Source organism: Cyclobacterium sp. SYSU L10401 (genome assembly GCF_010993705.1).
GTDB lineage: Bacteria > Bacteroidota > Bacteroidia > Cytophagales > Cyclobacteriaceae > Cyclobacterium.
In genome coordinates, this window is the sequence record NZ_WOFO01000002.1 from 303,464 (window position 1) to 321,333 (window position 17,870).

15 protein-coding genes are annotated in these 17,870 nt (G+C 41.6%); 10 read left to right on the plus strand and 5 right to left on the minus strand.

Annotated features, from left to right (window positions below; translation table 11 throughout):
• Nucleotides 1-7: 7 nt before the first annotated feature.
• The 4 genes from uxuA to GL182_RS06290 all read right to left on the minus strand — a co-directional run bounded on the left by uxuA (nucleotide 8) and on the right by GL182_RS06290 (nucleotide 4,829).
• Nucleotides 8-1,168 (minus strand): mannonate dehydratase, encoded by a 1,161-nt coding sequence (uxuA, locus tag GL182_RS06275; protein WP_163378800.1) that lies wholly within the window; start codon nucleotides 1,166-1,168, stop codon nucleotides 8-10.
• Between the two features lie 33 nt (nucleotides 1,169-1,201).
• Entirely contained in the window at nucleotides 1,202-2,623 is a 1,422-nt protein-coding gene (locus tag GL182_RS06280) for a Gfo/Idh/MocA family protein (RefSeq protein WP_163378801.1), read from the minus strand.
• A gap of 77 nt (nucleotides 2,624-2,700) precedes the next feature.
• Complete coding sequence (locus tag GL182_RS06285; RefSeq protein WP_240469699.1) at nucleotides 2,701-3,546, minus strand: ThuA domain-containing protein; 846 nt, start codon at nucleotides 3,544-3,546, stop codon at nucleotides 2,701-2,703.
• Between the two features lie 32 nt (nucleotides 3,547-3,578).
• The gene (locus GL182_RS06290) at nucleotides 3,579-4,829 is read right to left on the minus strand and encodes a PmoA family protein (RefSeq protein ID WP_163378802.1); all 1,251 of its coding nucleotides are present in this window, start codon (nucleotides 4,827-4,829) and stop codon (nucleotides 3,579-3,581) included.
• A gap of 357 nt (nucleotides 4,830-5,186) precedes the next feature.
• Between GL182_RS06290 and GL182_RS06295 the strand changes: the two genes are divergently transcribed.
• Nucleotides 5,187-6,215: a LacI family DNA-binding transcriptional regulator gene (locus tag GL182_RS06295; RefSeq protein ID WP_163378803.1), complete on the plus strand. Its 1,029-nt coding sequence runs from the start codon at nucleotides 5,187-5,189 to the stop codon at nucleotides 6,213-6,215.
• Nucleotides 6,216-6,415: 200 nt separating this feature from the next.
• Here the strand turns inward: GL182_RS06295 and GL182_RS06300 are convergent, their stop codons facing one another.
• Complete coding sequence (locus GL182_RS06300) at nucleotides 6,416-9,226, minus strand: prolyl oligopeptidase family serine peptidase (protein WP_163378804.1); 2,811 nt, start codon at nucleotides 9,224-9,226, stop codon at nucleotides 6,416-6,418.
• Nucleotides 9,227-9,522: 296 nt separating this feature from the next.
• Here GL182_RS06300 and GL182_RS06305 point away from each other — a divergent pair, with 296 nt between their 5' ends.
• The 9 genes from GL182_RS06305 (at nucleotide 9,523) to GL182_RS06345 (ending at nucleotide 17,819) form a co-directional block, all read left to right on the plus strand.
• Nucleotides 9,523-9,996, plus strand: a complete 474-nt coding sequence (locus tag GL182_RS06305; protein WP_163378805.1) for an Lrp/AsnC ligand binding domain-containing protein — start codon at nucleotides 9,523-9,525, stop codon at nucleotides 9,994-9,996.
• A 253-nt stretch (nucleotides 9,997-10,249) separates the two neighbouring features.
• Nucleotides 10,250-11,695, plus strand: coding sequence for a Fe-S cluster assembly protein SufB (gene sufB, locus GL182_RS06310; protein ID WP_163378806.1), 1,446 nt, complete (start codon nucleotides 10,250-10,252; stop codon nucleotides 11,693-11,695).
• A gap of 14 nt (nucleotides 11,696-11,709) precedes the next feature.
• Complete coding sequence (gene sufC / locus GL182_RS06315) at nucleotides 11,710-12,471, plus strand: Fe-S cluster assembly ATPase SufC (RefSeq protein ID WP_163378807.1); 762 nt, start codon at nucleotides 11,710-11,712, stop codon at nucleotides 12,469-12,471.
• 26 nt (nucleotides 12,472-12,497) lie between these two features.
• Entirely contained in the window at nucleotides 12,498-13,805 is a 1,308-nt protein-coding gene (gene sufD / locus GL182_RS06320; RefSeq protein ID WP_163378808.1) for a Fe-S cluster assembly protein SufD, read from the plus strand.
• Nucleotides 13,780-15,036, plus strand: a complete 1,257-nt coding sequence (locus GL182_RS06325; protein WP_163378809.1) for a SufS family cysteine desulfurase — start codon at nucleotides 13,780-13,782, stop codon at nucleotides 15,034-15,036. Before sufD ends, GL182_RS06325 begins: the two co-directional genes overlap by 26 nt.
• Nucleotides 15,036-15,467, plus strand: a complete 432-nt coding sequence (locus GL182_RS06330) for a SufE family protein (protein WP_163378810.1) — start codon at nucleotides 15,036-15,038, stop codon at nucleotides 15,465-15,467. The genes GL182_RS06325 and GL182_RS06330 overlap by 1 nt, the downstream gene beginning before the upstream one ends.
• The gene (locus GL182_RS06335) at nucleotides 15,460-15,810 is read left to right on the plus strand and encodes an SUF system Fe-S cluster assembly protein (protein ID WP_240469701.1); all 351 of its coding nucleotides are present in this window, start codon (nucleotides 15,460-15,462) and stop codon (nucleotides 15,808-15,810) included. The genes GL182_RS06330 and GL182_RS06335 overlap by 8 nt, the downstream gene beginning before the upstream one ends.
• Nucleotides 15,811-15,829: 19 nt before the next feature.
• Complete coding sequence (locus GL182_RS06340) at nucleotides 15,830-16,246, plus strand: BrxA/BrxB family bacilliredoxin (RefSeq protein ID WP_163378811.1); 417 nt, start codon at nucleotides 15,830-15,832, stop codon at nucleotides 16,244-16,246.
• A 286-nt stretch (nucleotides 16,247-16,532) separates the two neighbouring features.
• Nucleotides 16,533-17,819: a citrate synthase gene (locus tag GL182_RS06345; protein WP_163378812.1), complete on the plus strand. Its 1,287-nt coding sequence runs from the start codon at nucleotides 16,533-16,535 to the stop codon at nucleotides 17,817-17,819.
• The last annotated feature ends 51 nt before the right edge of the window (nucleotides 17,820-17,870 follow it).

The following is a 17,870-nucleotide window of genomic DNA, read 5'->3' on the forward strand; positions in this document are numbered from 1 at the left end:
ATTTTTATTAAATGTGCTTTTCCAAAGCCATTTCCAAACCCCTCAATTCTGCCAGTCCCTTTAACCGGCCAATCGCAGAATAACCGGGAATGGTTTCCTTCTGCAAATCGTCCAGCATTTGATGCCCATGATCAGGACGAAATGGAATGGGCTTGGACCGGTTTTTATTAATTTTCACCAATCGTTTCATGACCTCAAACATATCCACATCTCCATCGAGGTGATCGGATTCGTGGAAATTGCCTCTTTCGTCTTTCTTTACATTTCGGAGGTGGACAAAATGGATGCGATCCGCCACGGCACTGATGATTTCAGGTAAATCATTTTCTTTCCCGGCTCCCAAAGATCCGGTACAAAGACAGATTCCATTGAAAGGCTCCCTGATGGCATCCGTGATGAATACCAAATCTTCCAGACCGGAAGCAATCCGTGGCAAACCTAAAATAGAATAAGGCGGATCATCCGGGTGAAGGGTCATGGTCATCCCATATTTTTCGCAGGTACTTTGGATGCCCTTTAAAAAATATAGCAAATTTTCTCGCAATCCTTCCTTCCCAATGGATTGATAGCGTGAAATGCTCCTAGAAAGCCCTTCCAAGGTCATGCTTTTCTCTGTGGGAACTCCCATGAGGATAATATCCGCCAGTTCCTGCTTTCTTTTGGCAGACATGGCCGTCCATTTGTCACTTGCCTGGTCCACAATGGGAGCAGGGTATTCTGCCCTTGCTCCTTCCCGCTTTAATACAAAAAGATCAAAGGCGGCCAGATCTGCCCAGTCAAAATACAAGGCACGGGCACCAGAAGGCATCTCCAGGGAAAGGTCTGTTCGTGTCCAATCCAAAACAGGCATAAAATTATAACAGACCAGCCGGATACCTGCCTGAGCGAGGTGAACCAACGTTTGCCGGTAATTTTCCAAGAACTGTTCACAATCTTCTGCCCTGGTTTTGATGGATTCATGTACCGGAACGGATTCCACTACCGTCCAAACCAGACCGGCTGCTTCAATTATTTTTTTTCTTTCCAGGATTTCTTCCAGGGGCCAGACTTCTCCATGAGGAATATGGTGCAGGGCCGATACCACATCAGAAGCGCCGGCCTGGCGAATATCCTGCAAGGATACAGGATCATTCGGCCCAAACCAGCGCCAGCTTTGAATCAAAGACATACTTGTTTGCTATCCTTTGTTAAAATAATTTGCTCAAATCACGTATTGAGTTCCGTAAGGATGCCTGTTGGGCCGGGACAGCATGGCATTGGCCTCATCGTCATTTTTGAATTTTTCACGTATGGGATCCCAGTACAATTTTCTTGGCAGCTTCATGGCAATATGGGAAAGCAAACAAGCACTGCAGGATCTGTGCGCCACCTCTACAGGTGCTATGGGTTGTTCTCTGGAAACAATACAATCCAACCAGTTTTTATGCTGCTCTTCACTTGCATACAAATGGATCTCCTCAGGCCCTATTTCTGAAGTTAGTATCTTTTGATCGCTGGCCTTGAAGGCCTCGCTGGCTTTTCCACCTGGTACAGGATCACTGTCCGTTACACCTACATTACCACGGGCAACGAAAATCCACCCCTCTGTTCCTTCAAACCTTACACCATTGGGATAATCCCCACTGACTTCCATGATCACATCATTGTCATATTTTGCAGTAACTTTAAAATCTCCGTGAACCGTCCAAAGTCCATCGGTAGGAAAGGAAGCAGAGGCCTCAAGCTCTATGGGACCAGAATACTCTTTGCCCATTCCCCAATGGGCGATATCCAGGTGATGGGCACCCCAGCCAGTAATCATTCCAGCTCCGAACTGTTCGCACCTGAGCCATCCTGGCCTGGAACGAAGATTATCCTGAGAATGGACCCTGTCCAGGGTATAGGGCACCCAGGGTGTGGACCCCAGCCACATGTCGTAATTCAAGTTGTCCGGTACCGGCATTTCTTCCGGATTTCCACCCGCAGGATCACCTGGCAATCCTACTAAAATCCTTTCCACCTTTCCTATTCGACCGTTCCTTACCAATTCACAGGCCCTTTTAAATTGAGGCCAGGGGTTCATGGATCGCTGCTGGCTTCCTATTTGGAAGATGGCACCGGTCCTGTGAATGGTATCACTCATCATCCTCCCTTCCTCTATGGTTAATGAGGTAGGTTTTTGCAAGTAGATATCTTTTCCAGCAAGGGCAGCCTCCATGGCAGGCTGGGCATGCCAATGGTCTGGCGTACTGATAATAACTGCATCTACGTCTTTGTGATTGATCATTTCCTTGTAATCTTCAAAGACTTTTACATCCACATAATTGCTGCTTCCGGTTTTGTCGGCATAATATTTTTCTATCCAGGTTTTGCCCTGCGCAGCACGATTCCGGTCCACATCCGCCACAGCTACCACCCTGGCAATGTCATTTTTCATGGTCTCCGGCAAATCATGGGTCATGGCTATTCTACCAAAGCCTACCTGCCCTATATTGATCTTATTACTGGGAGCATTTTTCCCAAATACCGATGCCGGAACTATGGTTGGAAATCCCGTAACGGCCAGGGAAGCTGCCAGAGCTCCCTTGGTACTGGATTTCATAAAATTTCTTCTGGAAAGATTGGATTGTTTTTCTTTTTTCATGGAAACACGTGTTTTGGTTGTCCTGTTTATTGATTGTTATTTTAAATGGTTCAAATCAGTTGACATACCCTTTGGCACTAAAACTTAACCGGAGTATCCCAGGCTGTTGCATAGATTTTCGAATCATCTTTTTTACTGATTTTTCCGGCAATATAATTCATTCCCTGATAAATATGTTGCACAAATACGGGGTCTTTATAATCATCCTTGTGGTGACCCAAAGCCGTCACCCAGACATGCCCCCCATCAAAATCCTGATACCAGACAGCTGGATAAAATCTGTGAAACGGAGAGGAAAGTTCCAGTACCCGCTCCTGTTGGTCCGTATTCAGAGACTCCAGATCATGGGCCATGACCACCTTTATCCCAGGGTATAGTTCCTGCATCAGGTAGCACTCATCCTCTCTGGTCCAGACATCTGGCAAGCCGGATACAGATACATGTGATTTATCGATTATATTTATATTAAATTCCTGAAATTTCGGATGCCAGACAAAGCGACCTCCGATCAGCATTTTGAACCATTCCCAGTTCCTTTCTGTACCAACAGCAGAATGGATACCCACAATACCCCCTCCGGATTGAATGTATTTTCTAAAAGCCAGCCGCTGGGCATTGGTATCAAATACATCGTTGTTTGTACTGGTAAAAACCATCAAATCAATATCCTCCAAATTCCTGCTTGTAAAGAAGGAAGGGTCTTCTGAAATGGTAATGTCAAAACCTTGCTCCTCCGCCATTCTTTCCAGGCAATCCACGGCATAAGGGATGTTGTCATGCACAAAACCTTCTCCGTTTTTTGTGTAAACCAAAACCCTTTTATTCTTAAGGTTATTTTTGGGAGTTTCGGCGTAGCCTTTTACCACAACCATGGAGAAAATCATGAACAGCAAGGCCAGACAGGTAGTTTTAAAATTAGTCATTGACTCCATTTCAATGCGTATAATGGTCATCTTTAATCTTTATGGATGGTGATTTTTGGGCTATGTGCAAATTGCTGCCAGGCAGCTTCGGCTTCTTCGCTACTGATCTTCTTTGAAGAAACCAAAAACCTGTAAGTAAGCAAATAGGTTTTTCCGGGATCCAGATCCCAATCCATGTTTTTTGTTGGGGCAAAATTGGCATACATGTCTCCCCTGTCATATATATCCTCCGGCCAGATCCGCAGAGGTTCGGGATGATTGTAATTGGAGGGGAATGACATCATCACCACGGATGCAAAATCCTCATCTATTTCACCCTGAACGATGCACCATCTTGCCAGACTTCCATCAGCAGATTTTCTATCCAGGCCTTCAGAAGTGATTACTTCACTGTTATTTCTGTCCCACTTCTCTGTAGCTCTCCATCCCAGGCTTCCATAGCGGTATTCTTTTAAAATCACCGGATGATCGGTAGCCGGGTTGAGCATGATACTGATATCAGCCAGGTAATAATCTTCCTCTTCATCGAGTGCAAAAATGCGGGTTCCCTGTACTTCAGTCATGGCTACTTCCGGCTCATCTCTATTTTGCAATACCAGGTGTTCATGCAAAACCTTGTAGCCGGCAAAAACCGGCCCCTGGGTTTTACTTACAAAGTTCGCAAATCGAACCGTTCCCTGTTTCTCCTTGAGGTTCCAGAAATCGATGGTTTCTCCTTTAAACTCAGCTCTTGTCCAGGGGTTCCATAGCCCATAATGGTGGTAATGGTCCGGTGGCTGAATTCTGGTCAGAGACTTTCCTGAAGGTGACCACATGGGGTGCACAAAACCACTACGCGCATAGGCCGGATCAGCTCCTTCGGGCGGGTAGGCAATGGCATGGTTGTATTGCCATAAGTCCCGGTCCCCTTTTTTTATGATCAAAGCTTTATCTGTTTGAGAAATATTAAGACTGCCGGATTTCATTGGGTGTTGCTTTTTATGGATCTCAAAGGACCTTACCCTTTCACCACCTGCCGTAGGTTTCACTATCCAATAGATGGTCCGTCCCTGCATATTATCTATCTGAAAAGGAATTTCTACACTTGCATCAGCAGTTACCTCCACTAATGTTAACAAGGAATCCGGTACATGCGTTATCGGATCTAAAGGAATAGAAACAGGGTAGGCGTAGGTAGACACCGCTGGCAGTTCTACTTCCAATGTAGCTATCTTTTGTGCCAAACCTAAAATTGGAAACGAAAAAGATAGGAACAAAACAATGAACTGTTTAATTTTATTCATAGATTAATTGGGATGTAATGTGCTTTGCTAATAAACGTAAACATATCAATATATTTATTTTGTTACAACCGATTTCATATAATTTTATGGTTCCTATTATCCATTTATTCAGGAAAACAATAAAGGACAAAAAAAATGATTTGTAAAATCCGCCAAATAAATGAAAAGTTTTTCATCATTAACCAGCTACATATCTTGGTTTCAATTTCGAAATTTATTAAAATTAGGTATTTTATTCTTTTTTAAACCAAAACTTAGGTTATAATACTTTAATCCAAATTTTAAATGTATTGAAATCGGTTGCATACTTCTAAAATTATTTCTAATATTATTTGTGCTAAGAATTGAAGTAAATTAATGAAAAAAGAAATCACTATTTATGATATTGCAGCTAATGTAGGTTTATCTCCAACTACAGTCAGCCGGGCTTTAAGCAACCATCCAAGGGTAAAGGATGTAACCCGAAACAAAATCCTGCATGCGGCAAAGGACCTGGGCTACCAATCCAATATTTTTGCGTCCAGCCTGCGCAAAAGAAGGTCTAATAGTATTGGGGTTATCGTTCCCAAGCTGAATAGTGCGTTTCAATCTTCAGTTTTGGCCGGAATGGAAAAAATAGCTACCCAAGCAGGATATAATCTTATCATCAGTCAATCTGTGGAATCTCTTGACAAGGAAATTTCCAATACAAACATAATGTTTAACAGCCGTGTAGATGGTCTGCTTGTTTCAAAAGCAGGAACAACAGATAATATCGAGCATTTTCAGCCCTTTTTTCAGAAGAACATTCCTGTTTTATTTTTTGACAGGGTACCCGAAAACAATCATTGTACCGGAGTGGTCATCAACAATACACAGGCGATTTATGATGCTACAGCACACCTCATCAAACAGGGATGTAAAAGAATTGTCCATGTATTGGGCAACCTGCAAATCAATGTCTATGCAGACCGGTTGAAAGGATATAAATACGCCTTGATGGACCACGGCTTTGTTTTTGATTCGGCTAATGTGATCACCGACGAGTTAGATGAAGATTCGGGAGAACGTATCGTTGAAAAAATATTAAAACTACATCCCAGACCGGACGGCCTATTGATCTCCAACGATACCAGTGCCGCCAGTTGCCTGATGGCTCTGAAAAAACGAGGTGTCAAAGTTCCTGAAGATATGGCCATTGTAGGTTTTAACAATGACTTGATTTCCCGAATGGTAGAACCTAATCTTTCCACCATTAATTACCCAAGTTATCACATGGGAGAAGTGGCCATGAAAAACCTGATCAATCACCTGGATGACGAAAACCAGGAAATTCTTCAGAAAACGAATACCATCACCTTGAGGTCGGCATTGATCATCCGGGAATCGTCCCAAAGAACTACCTGATGCTGTGAAAACAACTGTTTAATCCCCTAACGCAAAGTCCGACTTTCAGTATCAAGGTGTAAGAGCAGGTAGGTCAGGCATGAGAAATACCAATAACCCGCTTCACTTGGACGGGTATGCCAGGGTAAACAGGATGTGCTGTCAATTATTGTTTCTGATTACAAACCCTAGCCCGATTCGCTTGACATTGCCAAAAACTTCTAATCATCACTTAGCTCATATTTCAATGTTTTACCCTTTTCTATGGCAGGGATTCCTTCTTCCATCCATAAGGGAGCGGGCGCTTCCTTCAGGTAATGATCAAAAAACTGGGCCAGCCGAATACTCAAATCTTTTTTATTTTTCCGCTCTTTTAAATTATGGTCTTCATTGTTGTAAACCAAAAGCCAGGAAGGCACATCGTTGCGCTTCAATCCCATAAAAAATTCAATCCCCTGATACCAGGGGACGGCACCATCGGCATCATTATGCATGATCAATGTGGGAGTTTGGATCCTGTCTGCATAAAAAAGCGGCGAATTTTCCAGGTAATGCATGGGTTTCTCCCATAGGGTACCTCCAATTCTGGATTGTGTTTGCTCATATTGAAACATGCGGCTCATGCCCGTTCCCCAGCGGATCCCCCCATAAGCGGAAGTCATATTGGCCACCGGAGCACCGGCCCCGGCAGCTTTAAACATATTGGTTCTCGTGATGATGTAAGCCACCTGGTAGCCACCCCAACTCTGCCCCTGAATGCCAATATTAGCCGGGTCAACAAATCCTTTGGCAATCATGGCTTGCACACCAGGCACTACACAATCGTAGGCACTCGGACCGGGCAATCCGATTTTATATTGAATTTCAGGAACAAATACCAGGTATCCATTGCTTACAAAATACGGAATGTTAATTATTGAGGCTGATGGTACGGGAGAACGATATTGATGTAAAGACTCGGAACTTCTTTCATAGAAATAAACCATCATCGGGTATTTTTTTTGCGGGTCAAAATTTTCCGGTTTAAAGAGTAAACCGTTCATCATGTTTCCATCATTTACCCGGTATTCGACCAATTCAACCTCACCCCACAGTAGGTCCTCTTGTTGGGAATTAATACGGGTAAGCTGCTCGCTTTTATTAAATCCTTTTTCGGTAAAGAATATATCGGGAGATTCCTGAAAGGTGGATTTTTGGTAGATGAAACCTGATTTGTCTTTTGATCTTTTCAAGCCAAAGAAAGCGGCCTTTCCATCCACCAACAACTCAGGATTTTTTTTCTTTTTTGGATCAATCAGGTAAAATCCACTACTCATGCTTACCATATCCTTGCCGCTGAATATCAAATCCTCTTCCAGGTCTACAAAATCTGCGTCAGGATCCAGGTCTAAAAGCCGGAATTCAACCTGATGGGTCTCACCAAATCCATTGCTGAGATTAACTGGCGCTTCCTTTCCCAGCGGATCCACCATCCAGGTATCATACTTTCCATACACCAGAAAATAACGGTCATCTGCTGACCATCCCGCATGTCCATTGCTTCCCGGCAATACGGGACTATCATGCAAGTCATCATAAAAGACATCCTCAATGCCTGCGGTGAGAAAAAGCTTTTCCCTGCTTTCCAGTCCATAGGCCACCCAGACACTGTCCGGATGGCTATACCAAAAGGCATATTTCCCGGAAGGAGAGATCCGGGGATTGCCAATGATTTCCTCTTCCAACAATACAGCCTCCCCACTTTCAGTTAAAATCCGCCACAGGTCTTTTCCAATCTGAATGTCCCAACTGTAATTTCTTCGGTAGGGACTATCATCCAGGGCAATGGCCCATTTACCCGTTTTATCCTTGTTGAAAAACAAGTCACCTCGCTCAGGATCCCCAAGTGAAGCAACTTTCCCTGATTCAGTATGGTAGACGGCTACAAAACTCTCCTTCTTCTTTTCCTCCAGGTTTTTTAGCTGCATGGGCTGAATTTCCTCATCCTGCCAGCCCCAAATATCAACGCTTACCCGCTCTTCATCCAGAATAGTAGTGTCGGCAGCATAGGCATATTCCTGAGGATATTTTTGCCAACCAAAAAATAATTTTTGTCCGTCCTTTGAAAAACTCAGGGGAAAGTGCTCGCTTATCTTTTCGATTTCCAAATCGGGATCAAGGGCCACTTTTTTTACGTTACCATCAAGCCCCATATAAAACAAGTCAAATGAGATTGATTCGTCTGATTCGGCATCCATACATCCTAAAAAAGCAAACTGATCCCCATCTTCAGAAAAAACCATTTTTTTGAATTGCTTCAAGCTATCATTAATTGTCATCACCTGACCAGATTCCAATCCAATAATGTCCAGCCGATTGGAACGCTTTTGGTCTGAATTGATGCGTTGCACATAATAAAGTTGCTTACCGTTGGCAGCAAATCCATAATCGGTCACATTTTCCAGCTTGAAGACTGTATCAGCTTCAAAATGCGCCACGTGCAGGGTGATTTTTTCTTCCTCTTCCTTCTCATTTTCTGCATCCTCAGCCTTTGACTCTGACATTTCTTCTGATACTTCATAGGCAAACCACATTTTATTATCAGCAGGCATGCTATAATTTTTTACATGGGGTATTTTCCTTAATTCTCCCAGCTCCAGGTTTACTATTAACAAGGTATCCTTTGGAAATTTTTCTTTCTTAACTTTTTGAAGCTTCATATTCCTGATGGAATCCTTTTCTGGAACCAGCAGCCCTATCGCCCACCGGTTGTTGTCAGAAAACACCAATTTTGTGAGTCTGGGTATCAACAGGGTACTTTTTGAAGTGGAAGCAGGAACTAGCTCCACCCTTCCATCCCCATCCTGTAACCCGATTTCTACTCCGACCCAACTTCCATCATTTGAAATCGTGGAACTAGAAATGGACTCCCAGGAATCATAGTCCTTGTGCGCCAAGGCCCGTTTATTTTCCTGCCCATTTCCGGAGCGCGACAAACAAAAAAACACAATAATGAACAGGTAAAGTGATTTGAAATTATTGATTACAATCATGTGCTGGGGTTATTTTGACTAATTTTGATAGTACACATTTATAATTAAAACAGGGAAGGGCGTATGCTTTTAATTGATTCAAGGCTGAAATGTTATAAAAAAGTCAATCCGCAAAAAAAAACATTGTTTCGCTACAACACCGGAAAACCCGGAATAGCCTTCCCTTTGTAAATTTAAAAAAAATGGTGAACATACGGCTGCTGTTGTTCAAAATAGAAAAAAGTCCTCAAATACTTTGACAATTTAATAATTAAACCAGATCTTTATTTTGGAATTAACAATTAACTCGCTGAATAATGGACAAAATTTTAGATATTGACAATATTGATCTTAAAATCATTTCCCTGCTCAATGAAGATGCCAAAACACCTTTTACCGAAATTGCCAAAAAGGTTTTTGTTTCATCAGGTACAGTCCATGTCCGAATGAGAAAGTTGGAGGATTTGGGCATTGTCAAAAGTGCGACCCTTAACATCGATTTTTCAAAATTGGGATATGATATTTCTGCCTTTTTAGGAATTTATCTGGAGAAAAGCTCTCTTTATGACAATGTAATTGAAAGACTTAAAGAAATCGCAGAAGTAATTAACGCCTACTACACTACCGGAAACTACAGTATTTTTGCCAAAATAATCTGTAAAGACACCAATCACTTAAGGGATGTGCTCAACAAGATCCAATTGGTGGAAGGGATAGACCGTACTGAAACACTCATCGTTCTGGAAGAAAGCATCAACCGGCCGATACAGCTTCTGGAGAGTAAAAAATAACAATATAGTTAATTATTAAGATTAAATCTAAATAAAAAATTTATTTTTATTTTTAAATATTTAATGTGTTTTTTCATAGAATGAAAAAGGTTTGTATTTGGCATTTTTTATATTTTAAGTGATTAATATAAAGCATTTTAGGCTTTAAATAAGTAAATTTTTCTATTAATTTGCCGACTCTTCGAACAATAAAAAATAGATTAATGTTGTATATTTGTGCATCAAAATATAATTAGTCTAAATAACTCTTTTTATGAGCAAAGACAATGAAATTTTAGAAGAATTTACCTCTAAGGAATACGAACATGGCTGGTCGGTAAATTATGAAGCTGACGAGGCTCCCGTGGGGTTAAATGAGGATATCATCAGGTGGATTTCTTCAAAAAAGGAAGAGCCTCAATGGCTGTTGGATTGGAGATTAAAAGCTTTCAGGCATTGGGAAAAAATGGAAGAGCCTACCTGGCCAAATGTTAGTTATCCAAAAATTGATTATCAAAGCCTGAGGTATTATTCTGCACCCAAACAAAAAAGCAAACCCAAGAGTATCGATGAAATTGATCCTGAGTTGCTTAAAATATACGAACGACTGGGTATTTCTTTAAATGAACAAAAACGATTGCAGGGAATAGCCGTTGATGCCGTTTTGGATTCTGTATCTGTTGGAACAACTTTTAAAGATACCTTATCCAAATTGGGGGTGGTTTTCTGTTCGTTTAGTGAAGCCGTTAAGGAACATCCCGAATTGGTTAAGAAATACCTGGGTTCTGTAGTTCCTGCCACAGATAATTATTTTGCAGCACTTAATTCTGCTGTGTTTTCAGACGGATCTTTCTGCTATATCCCCAAGGGTGTCAGGTGCCCAATGGAATTGTCTACCTATTTCAGGATCAATGCTGCCAATACCGGTCAATTTGAAAGAACGCTAATCATAGCGGAAGATAAGTCTTACGTGTCCTATCTTGAGGGGTGTACTGCTCCGCAAAGAGATGAGAATCAATTGCATGCCGCTGTCGTAGAAATTTATGCCGCAGAAAATGCCGAGGTAAAATATTCTACCGTTCAAAATTGGTTCCCGGGAGATAAAAACGGCAAAGGTGGAATTTATAATTTTGTGACCAAAAGGGGTATTTGTGCAGGAGATTACTCCAAAATATCCTGGACACAGGTAGAAACAGGCTCTGCTGTTACCTGGAAATATCCTTCCTGCATTTTGAAGGGAGATCATTCTATTGGTGAGTTCTATTCTGTAGCCGTTACCAACAATTACCAGCAGGCGGATACGGGTACCAAAATGATTCACATTGGGAAAAACACCAAATCCAGAATTGTTTCAAAAGGTATTTCTGCCGGAAAATCTCAGAACTCTTACAGAGGTCAGGTACAAATCATGAAAAGGGCTGTGAACGCAAGGAATTTCTCCCAGTGTGATTCTCTTCTCATGGGTAACAATTGCGGAGCACACACTTTTCCTTATATAGATATTCACAACTCCACTGCTCAGGTAGAGCATGAAGCTACTACTTCCAAAATTGGTGAAGATCAAATCTTCTATTGCAACCAAAGAGGTATAGATTCCGAGGATGCCGTTGCGCTGATTGTTAACGGCTATGCCAAAGAAGTATTGAACCAATTGCCCATGGAATTTGCGGTGGAAGCGCAAAAATTGCTTGCACTCACATTGGAAGGAAGCGTAGGATAAAAAATAGATAAAAAATGTTATCAATAAAAAATTTACATGCCTCGGTAGAAGGTACTGCTATACTCAATGGTATTAACCTGGAAATCAAGCCTGGAGAGGTACACGCCATCATGGGACCCAATGGTTCCGGCAAATCAACCCTGGCCTCTGTACTTGCGGGCAGGGAAGAATATGAGGTAACGGCAGGCGAAGTTACCTTTAAAGGAAAAGACTTGTTGGACCTCAGTCCTGAAGACCGGGCCAGGGAAGGTGTGTTTCTAGCCTTTCAATATCCTGTTGAAATTCCAGGAGTGAGTTCCACCAATTTTCTGCGGACAGCAGTGAATCAAGTCAGGGAATACCGGGGTCAGGAGCCCTTGGATGCAGTAAAATTCCTTTCCCTGATGAAGGAAAAAATGAAATTGGTGGAAATCGATCAAAAATTGCTCAGCAGGGCCTTGAATGAAGGATTTTCAGGGGGAGAGAAAAAGAAAAATGAAATTTTTCAAATGGCGGTTTTGGAACCCACCCTTTCCATCCTTGATGAAACAGATTCCGGATTAGACATCGATGCACTGAAAGTGGTGGCTAATGGGGTGAATCAGTTAAAATCCAAAGACAACGCCACCATCGTCGTCACCCACTACCAACGTCTGCTGGACTATATCGTACCCGACTATGTTCACGTCCTTTTTAATGGGCGAATAGTAAAATCGGGAACCAAAGCCCTGGCCCTGGAACTGGAAGAAAAAGGTTACGACTGGATTAAGGATGAGGTCGCTGGCACAGCTGTCTAATTCATTTTAAGATTTCAACTTACAACATGACATTGTCTCTCAAAAAAGATCATAAATTAGCAGACTTATTTCTCCAGGCAAAGCCGGAAAGCGCTGGTCCGAAATTTTTTTCGGATTTAAAGTCAAAAGCAAGACTTGTTTTGGAGGAAGTTGGCTTTCCTACAGTCAAAGCTGAGGAATACAAATACACCAATATCAGCAAAAAAATCGCTGATTCAATTGAAAATCCAGGTTCTCCTTCTCCCATTTCAAATCTTGAAAAGGTGGAAGCCCTAAGAGATCTTTTAGATTCAATTGATGGATACCAAATTATAACTAATAATGGCATTCCGGAAGAAGCCCTATCGGATTCGCCTGAGGGTTTATTTGGCTTGCACCACTTCACCGATCTGGATGCTTCCGCTATTCAGGAAATTGGTCAAATTGAAAAGCCCGAAAATGATGCTTTCAGTGCTTTGAATACATTTTCCTTTTCTCAGGGCTTGCGGATAGACATTCCTGATGGAAAGATATTAAAAAAACCGCTGGTAATGGTTCATTACGTGCGGGCAGACGAAAATGGAGCCTGTGTTTATCCCAGGATATTTATTAATGCTGGAAAAAATTCCCAGGCTTCGGTGATAGAACTGACAGTTTTTTTAAACGATGAAACTGTCTTCGTCAACTCCGTTTCTGAGTGGGCTGTAGCTGAAAATGCCCATATACGCCATTACAAACTTCAGGATGGGAACAAAAACACCCTTGAGGTACACAATACCGGTGCGAATATTCATAAAGACGCTACCCTTACCTCCGTGGTCCTGAGCTTGGAAGCAGGAATGATTCGAAACAACCTGAGTATAGACCTGAATGCCAGCAATTGTGAAGGAAACATGTACGGTTTATACCTCCTCAACGGAAAAACACACGTGGATAATCATACCAACGTAGACCATACCCAGCCGCATTCCCAATCAAATGAACTTTACAAAGGCATTTTGGCTGACCATTCCAGGGGAGTTTTCAACGGTAAAATTTTCGTCCGGCAAATCGCTCAGAAAACCAATGCTTTTCAACAAAATAATAATATCCTTTTATCTGAGGACGCAACGGTAAATACCAAACCTCAACTTGAGATTTGGGCGGACGATGTGAAATGTTCACATGGCTGTACTACCGGGCAGTTGGATGAAGAAGCGTTGTTTTATATGAGAGCCAGAGGAATGAGTAAGGAATCAGCCCGGGCCTTATTGCTATACGCTTTTGCGGGTGAAGTACTTGAAAAAATAAGCATTGAGCCTTTTAAAAAATATTGTGAAAAATTAGTACATGAGCGACTTGGTGGAAGTTATTGATACAAATAACAAGGGAATAGATGTACTCAGTATACGCAAGGAATTTCCGGTGCTTCATCAGGAAGTTAACGGTAAACCTTTGGCCTATTTTGATAATGCAGCCACCACTCATAAGCCAGCACGGGTAATAGCCGCATTAAAGGCCTACTACGAGCAGGACAATTCCAACATTCACAGAGGGGCCCATACCCTGGCTTCCCGAGCCACGGAACATTACGAGCTCACCCGGACCCGTATAAAGGAATTTATCAATGCCCCATCCGCTGAAGAAGTGATCTTTACCAAAGGCACAACGGAAGGTATAAACCTGGTGGCCAACACATTTGGCAAAAAATTCATCAGGGAGGGAGATGAAATTATCATTTCCACCATGGAACACCATTCCAATATTGTTCCCTGGCAAATGCTATGTGAAAACAACAACGCCATTTTAAAGGTTATTCCTATTTTCAATAATGGGGAACTTGATTTTGAAGCTTATAAAAAGTTATTGTCCCCAAAAACCAAACTTGTTGCTGTAGTGCATGCATCAAACGCTCTTGGGACTGTTAATCCTATCAAAGAGATGATTGATCTGGCTCATGAGCAAGGGGCAAAATTTCTGGTTGATGGGGCACAAAGTACGGCTCATTTGTCTGTAGATGTGCAGGAATTGGATTGTGATTTCCTCGCCTTTTCAGCCCATAAATTGTATGGCCCCACCGGGGTGGGTGTGTTGTATGGAAAGCGTGAATTGCTGGAAGCCATGCCCCCCTACCAGGGAGGAGGAGAAATGATCAGTGAAGTTAGGTTTGAAAAAACCACCTATAATACGATCCCATATAAGTTTGAGGCCGGAACACCAAATATAGCAGATGTAATTGCTTTCGAGCAGGCACTCTCCTTCATTAATGATTGTGGAAAAGAAAATATTCAAAACCACGAATCCTATTTATTAGGCTATGCAACGAAAAAATGTGCCACTATAAAGGGGTTTGAGCCTGTTGGCACAGCAAATGATAAGGTGAGTGTCATGAGTTTTAACGTCAGAAACACCCATCCTTTTGATGTGGGGATGATGTTGGATGCTTCAGGGATTGCCGTACGAACAGGACATCATTGTACCCAACCTTTGATGGATTGGTATGGTATTGAAGGAACTGTCAGGGCATCTTTTGCTGTTTATAACACCACTGAAGAAATTGACCGGCTGTACGAAAGTCTGGTAAGAATTGCCAAAAGAAATAATTAATGAAAGACATCAATACAGTTCAGGATGAAATCATTGGAGAGTTTGAAATTTTAGGTGATGACAAGGAGTCTACCATCTATTATATCATGGAATTGGGAGACCAACTTCCTGATTTTCCTGAAATAGAAAAAAAAGAAGAGAATATAATCAAAGGTTGTCAATCAAAGGTTTGGCTTATCACTTCATTTCAGGATGGGAAAATCCAATTTCTGGCCGATTCCAATACAGCCATAACAAAGGGATTGATCAGTTTATTGATTCGGGTTCTTTCAGGTAGAAAGGCCAAGGAAATCATTGATGCCGATCTTTATTTTATAGAAAAAATAGGGATGGGCAATATCATAGGATCACAAAGGTCTAATGGGCTTTCAGCGATGATCAAGCAAATGAAATTATTCGCACTGGCCTACCAATCTAAAATTGATGCATAAAGACAATATGGGAAATTCAGATCAACAAATAGACCATCAGGAGGAAATCAAACGAAAGGTCGTCGATGCCATCAAGGATGTATATGATCCTGAAATTCCGGTGGATGTATATGAGTTGGGTTTGATCTATGAGATCACCGTATACCCGGTTAATAATGTTTATATACTGATGACTTTGACTTCTCCCAATTGCCCGGCGGCAGAATCTATTCCATCAGAGGTAAAGTCCAGGGTTTCGGAAATCGAAGGAGTGAATAATGTGGAAGTAGAACTGACCTTTGATCCTCCTTACTCCCAGGACATGATGTCTGAAGTAGCCAAACTAGAGTTAGGTTTTTTGTAAAAAATAAAATTAAAAAAATATGTATCCAGAAGAATTGATTGCACCTATGCGTGCAGAGCTTACAGATGTAGGGTTTAAAGAGTTCAGGACTTCCCAAGACGTTGAAGATCATCTCAAAGAGCATAAAGGGACAACTTTCGTAGTGGTTAATTCTGTTTGTGGTTGTGCGGCTGGTGCTGCCAGACCGGGGGTAAGACATGCCTTAGACAAATCTTCGAAAAAGCCCACCACATTGGCCACCGTCTTCGCTGGAAATGATACGGATGCCGTAGCAAAATTCAGGGAATTGGTCATGCCTTATCCACCCTCCTCCCCTGCCATGGCGCTTTTCAAAGACGGAGACCTGGTCCATTTCATAGAAAGACATCACATCGAAGGTAGAAATGCCCAAATGATTGGAGATCATTTGATAGAGGTATTTGAACACTTTTGTTAGGAAAAGCCCACAGTGGGCTTTTTTTAACAGTCCCTTTTGTGTAAGCTTGTGAAGCCCGGTACCAGATGCTACCAGCTGAGTTTAAACTTTTTTAAACTCCACATTTATAGGTGACAAGGCCATTACTATCAAATTTACCGGTAGCATAATCTATTTTTCATTGCGATTTTAAGCTGATTCAAACAATAATATGAAAGAAAATTGATCAATTTTTCTTAAATTTGATCCAAATATTATTTTGAATTGAACAGATTTAGAATTTTAAAATACATTTAATTTAATCAATATGTCCGATAATGCTAAACTCTCCTTTAAAGGAAAAGAATATGAACTCCCAGTTATTGAAGGTACTGAAAATGAACAGGCTATAGATATTGCTAAACTTCGAGGGCAATCAGGTTTGATCACTATTGACCCGGGCTACAAAAATACCGGTTCCACCAAAAGTGCCATTACATTTTTAGATGGAGAAGAGGGTATTCTAAGATACAGGGGATATAATATTGAAGATTTGGCCGAAAATTCCAATTTTCTAGAGGTTTCTTATTTGTTGATCAATGGTGAATTACCCACGGCTTCTCAATATGAGGGATTTTCTAATCGGATTACAAAACATACCCTTGTCCATGAGGATATAAAGAAAATATTGGACGGATTTCCCTCAGTAGCACATCCCATGGGGGTTTTGTCTTCCCTGATTTGCTCTCTTACCGCTTTTTACCCCAATTCTCTCGACCCCAATAATTCAGATGAAGAGATCCAACTGAGTATTGTCAGGCTAATGGCTAAAATGCCAACCTTTGCGGCATGGGCTTATAAAAACAAAATGGGGCATCCTGTTAATTACCCGGATAATAACCTGGACTATTGTGGGAATTTCATGAAAATGATGTTTGCCCTGCCTTCCGAAAAATATGAAGTAGATCCTGTTATTTCCAAGGCATTGGATCAGTTACTTATCTTACATGCGGACCACGAGCAAAATTGCTCTACCTCTACTGTTAGGATAGTAGGATCATCGCAGGCGAGCATATATGCTTCTATTTCTGCAGGAATAAATGCCCTTTGGGGTCCTCTGCATGGAGGGGCCAACCAATCCGTGATTGAAATGTTGGAGTCCATTAAAGCAGACGGAGGAGATTCCAAGAAATATTTGGAAAAAGCTAAGGACAAAAATGATCCTTTTCGCTTGATGGGATTTGGACACAGGGTGTATAAGAACTTTGACCCCAGAGCCAGAATCATCAAAAAAGCTGCCGATGATGTATTGGATAAGCTGGGAATTTCAGATCCCGTTTTGGAAATTGCAAAAGAACTGGAAACTGCAGCTTTAAATGACCCCTATTTTGTAGATAGAAAATTGTATCCGAACGTTGATTTTTATTCCGGGATCATTTACAGGGCTTTGGGTATTCCTACAGATATGTTTACTGTAATGTTTGCCCTTGGCAGACTTCCGGGCTGGATTGCTCAATGGAAAGAAATGAGGGAAAATAATGAACCCATTGGAAGACCACGACAGGTATATGTTGGTTCTACTGACAGGTCTTACGTTCCCATGGATAAACGTTAAGCTTTTGGATGAAAAATATAAACTAAAAAAGGGTCTGTTGACCCTTTTTTT

What these genes read in the sequence shown, in the direction of transcription:
- GL182_RS06345 (WP_163378812.1), top strand. Translation starts at nt 16,533, where the DNA reads ATGTCCGATAATGCTAAACTCTCCTTTAAAGGAAAAGAATATGAACTC.
- GL182_RS06330 (WP_163378810.1), top strand. Translation starts at nt 15,036, where the DNA reads ATGAAAGACATCAATACAGTTCAGGATGAAATCATTGGAGAGTTTGAA.
- sufC (WP_163378807.1), top strand. Translation starts at nt 11,710, where the DNA reads ATGTTATCAATAAAAAATTTACATGCCTCGGTAGAAGGTACTGCTATA.
- GL182_RS06340 (WP_163378811.1), top strand. Translation starts at nt 15,830, where the DNA reads ATGTATCCAGAAGAATTGATTGCACCTATGCGTGCAGAGCTTACAGAT.
- GL182_RS06295 (WP_163378803.1), top strand. Translation starts at nt 5,187, where the DNA reads ATGAAAAAAGAAATCACTATTTATGATATTGCAGCTAATGTAGGTTTA.
- GL182_RS06325 (WP_163378809.1), top strand. Translation starts at nt 13,780, where the DNA reads ATGAGCGACTTGGTGGAAGTTATTGATACAAATAACAAGGGAATAGAT.
- GL182_RS06305 (WP_163378805.1), top strand. Translation starts at nt 9,523, where the DNA reads ATGGACAAAATTTTAGATATTGACAATATTGATCTTAAAATCATTTCC.
- GL182_RS06280 (WP_163378801.1), bottom strand. Translation starts at nt 2,623, where the DNA reads ATGAAAAAAGAAAAACAATCCAATCTTTCCAGAAGAAATTTTATGAAA.
- GL182_RS06285 (WP_240469699.1), bottom strand. Translation starts at nt 3,546, where the DNA reads ATGACTAATTTTAAAACTACCTGTCTGGCCTTGCTGTTCATGATTTTC.
- sufD (WP_163378808.1), top strand. Translation starts at nt 12,498, where the DNA reads ATGACATTGTCTCTCAAAAAAGATCATAAATTAGCAGACTTATTTCTC.
- sufB (WP_163378806.1), top strand. Translation starts at nt 10,250, where the DNA reads ATGAGCAAAGACAATGAAATTTTAGAAGAATTTACCTCTAAGGAATAC.
- GL182_RS06300 (WP_163378804.1), bottom strand. Translation starts at nt 9,226, where the DNA reads ATGATTGTAATCAATAATTTCAAATCACTTTACCTGTTCATTATTGTG.
- uxuA (WP_163378800.1), bottom strand. Translation starts at nt 1,168, where the DNA reads ATGTCTTTGATTCAAAGCTGGCGCTGGTTTGGGCCGAATGATCCTGTA.
- GL182_RS06335 (WP_240469701.1), top strand. Translation starts at nt 15,460, where the DNA reads ATGCATAAAGACAATATGGGAAATTCAGATCAACAAATAGACCATCAG.
- GL182_RS06290 (WP_163378802.1), bottom strand. Translation starts at nt 4,829, where the DNA reads ATGAATAAAATTAAACAGTTCATTGTTTTGTTCCTATCTTTTTCGTTT.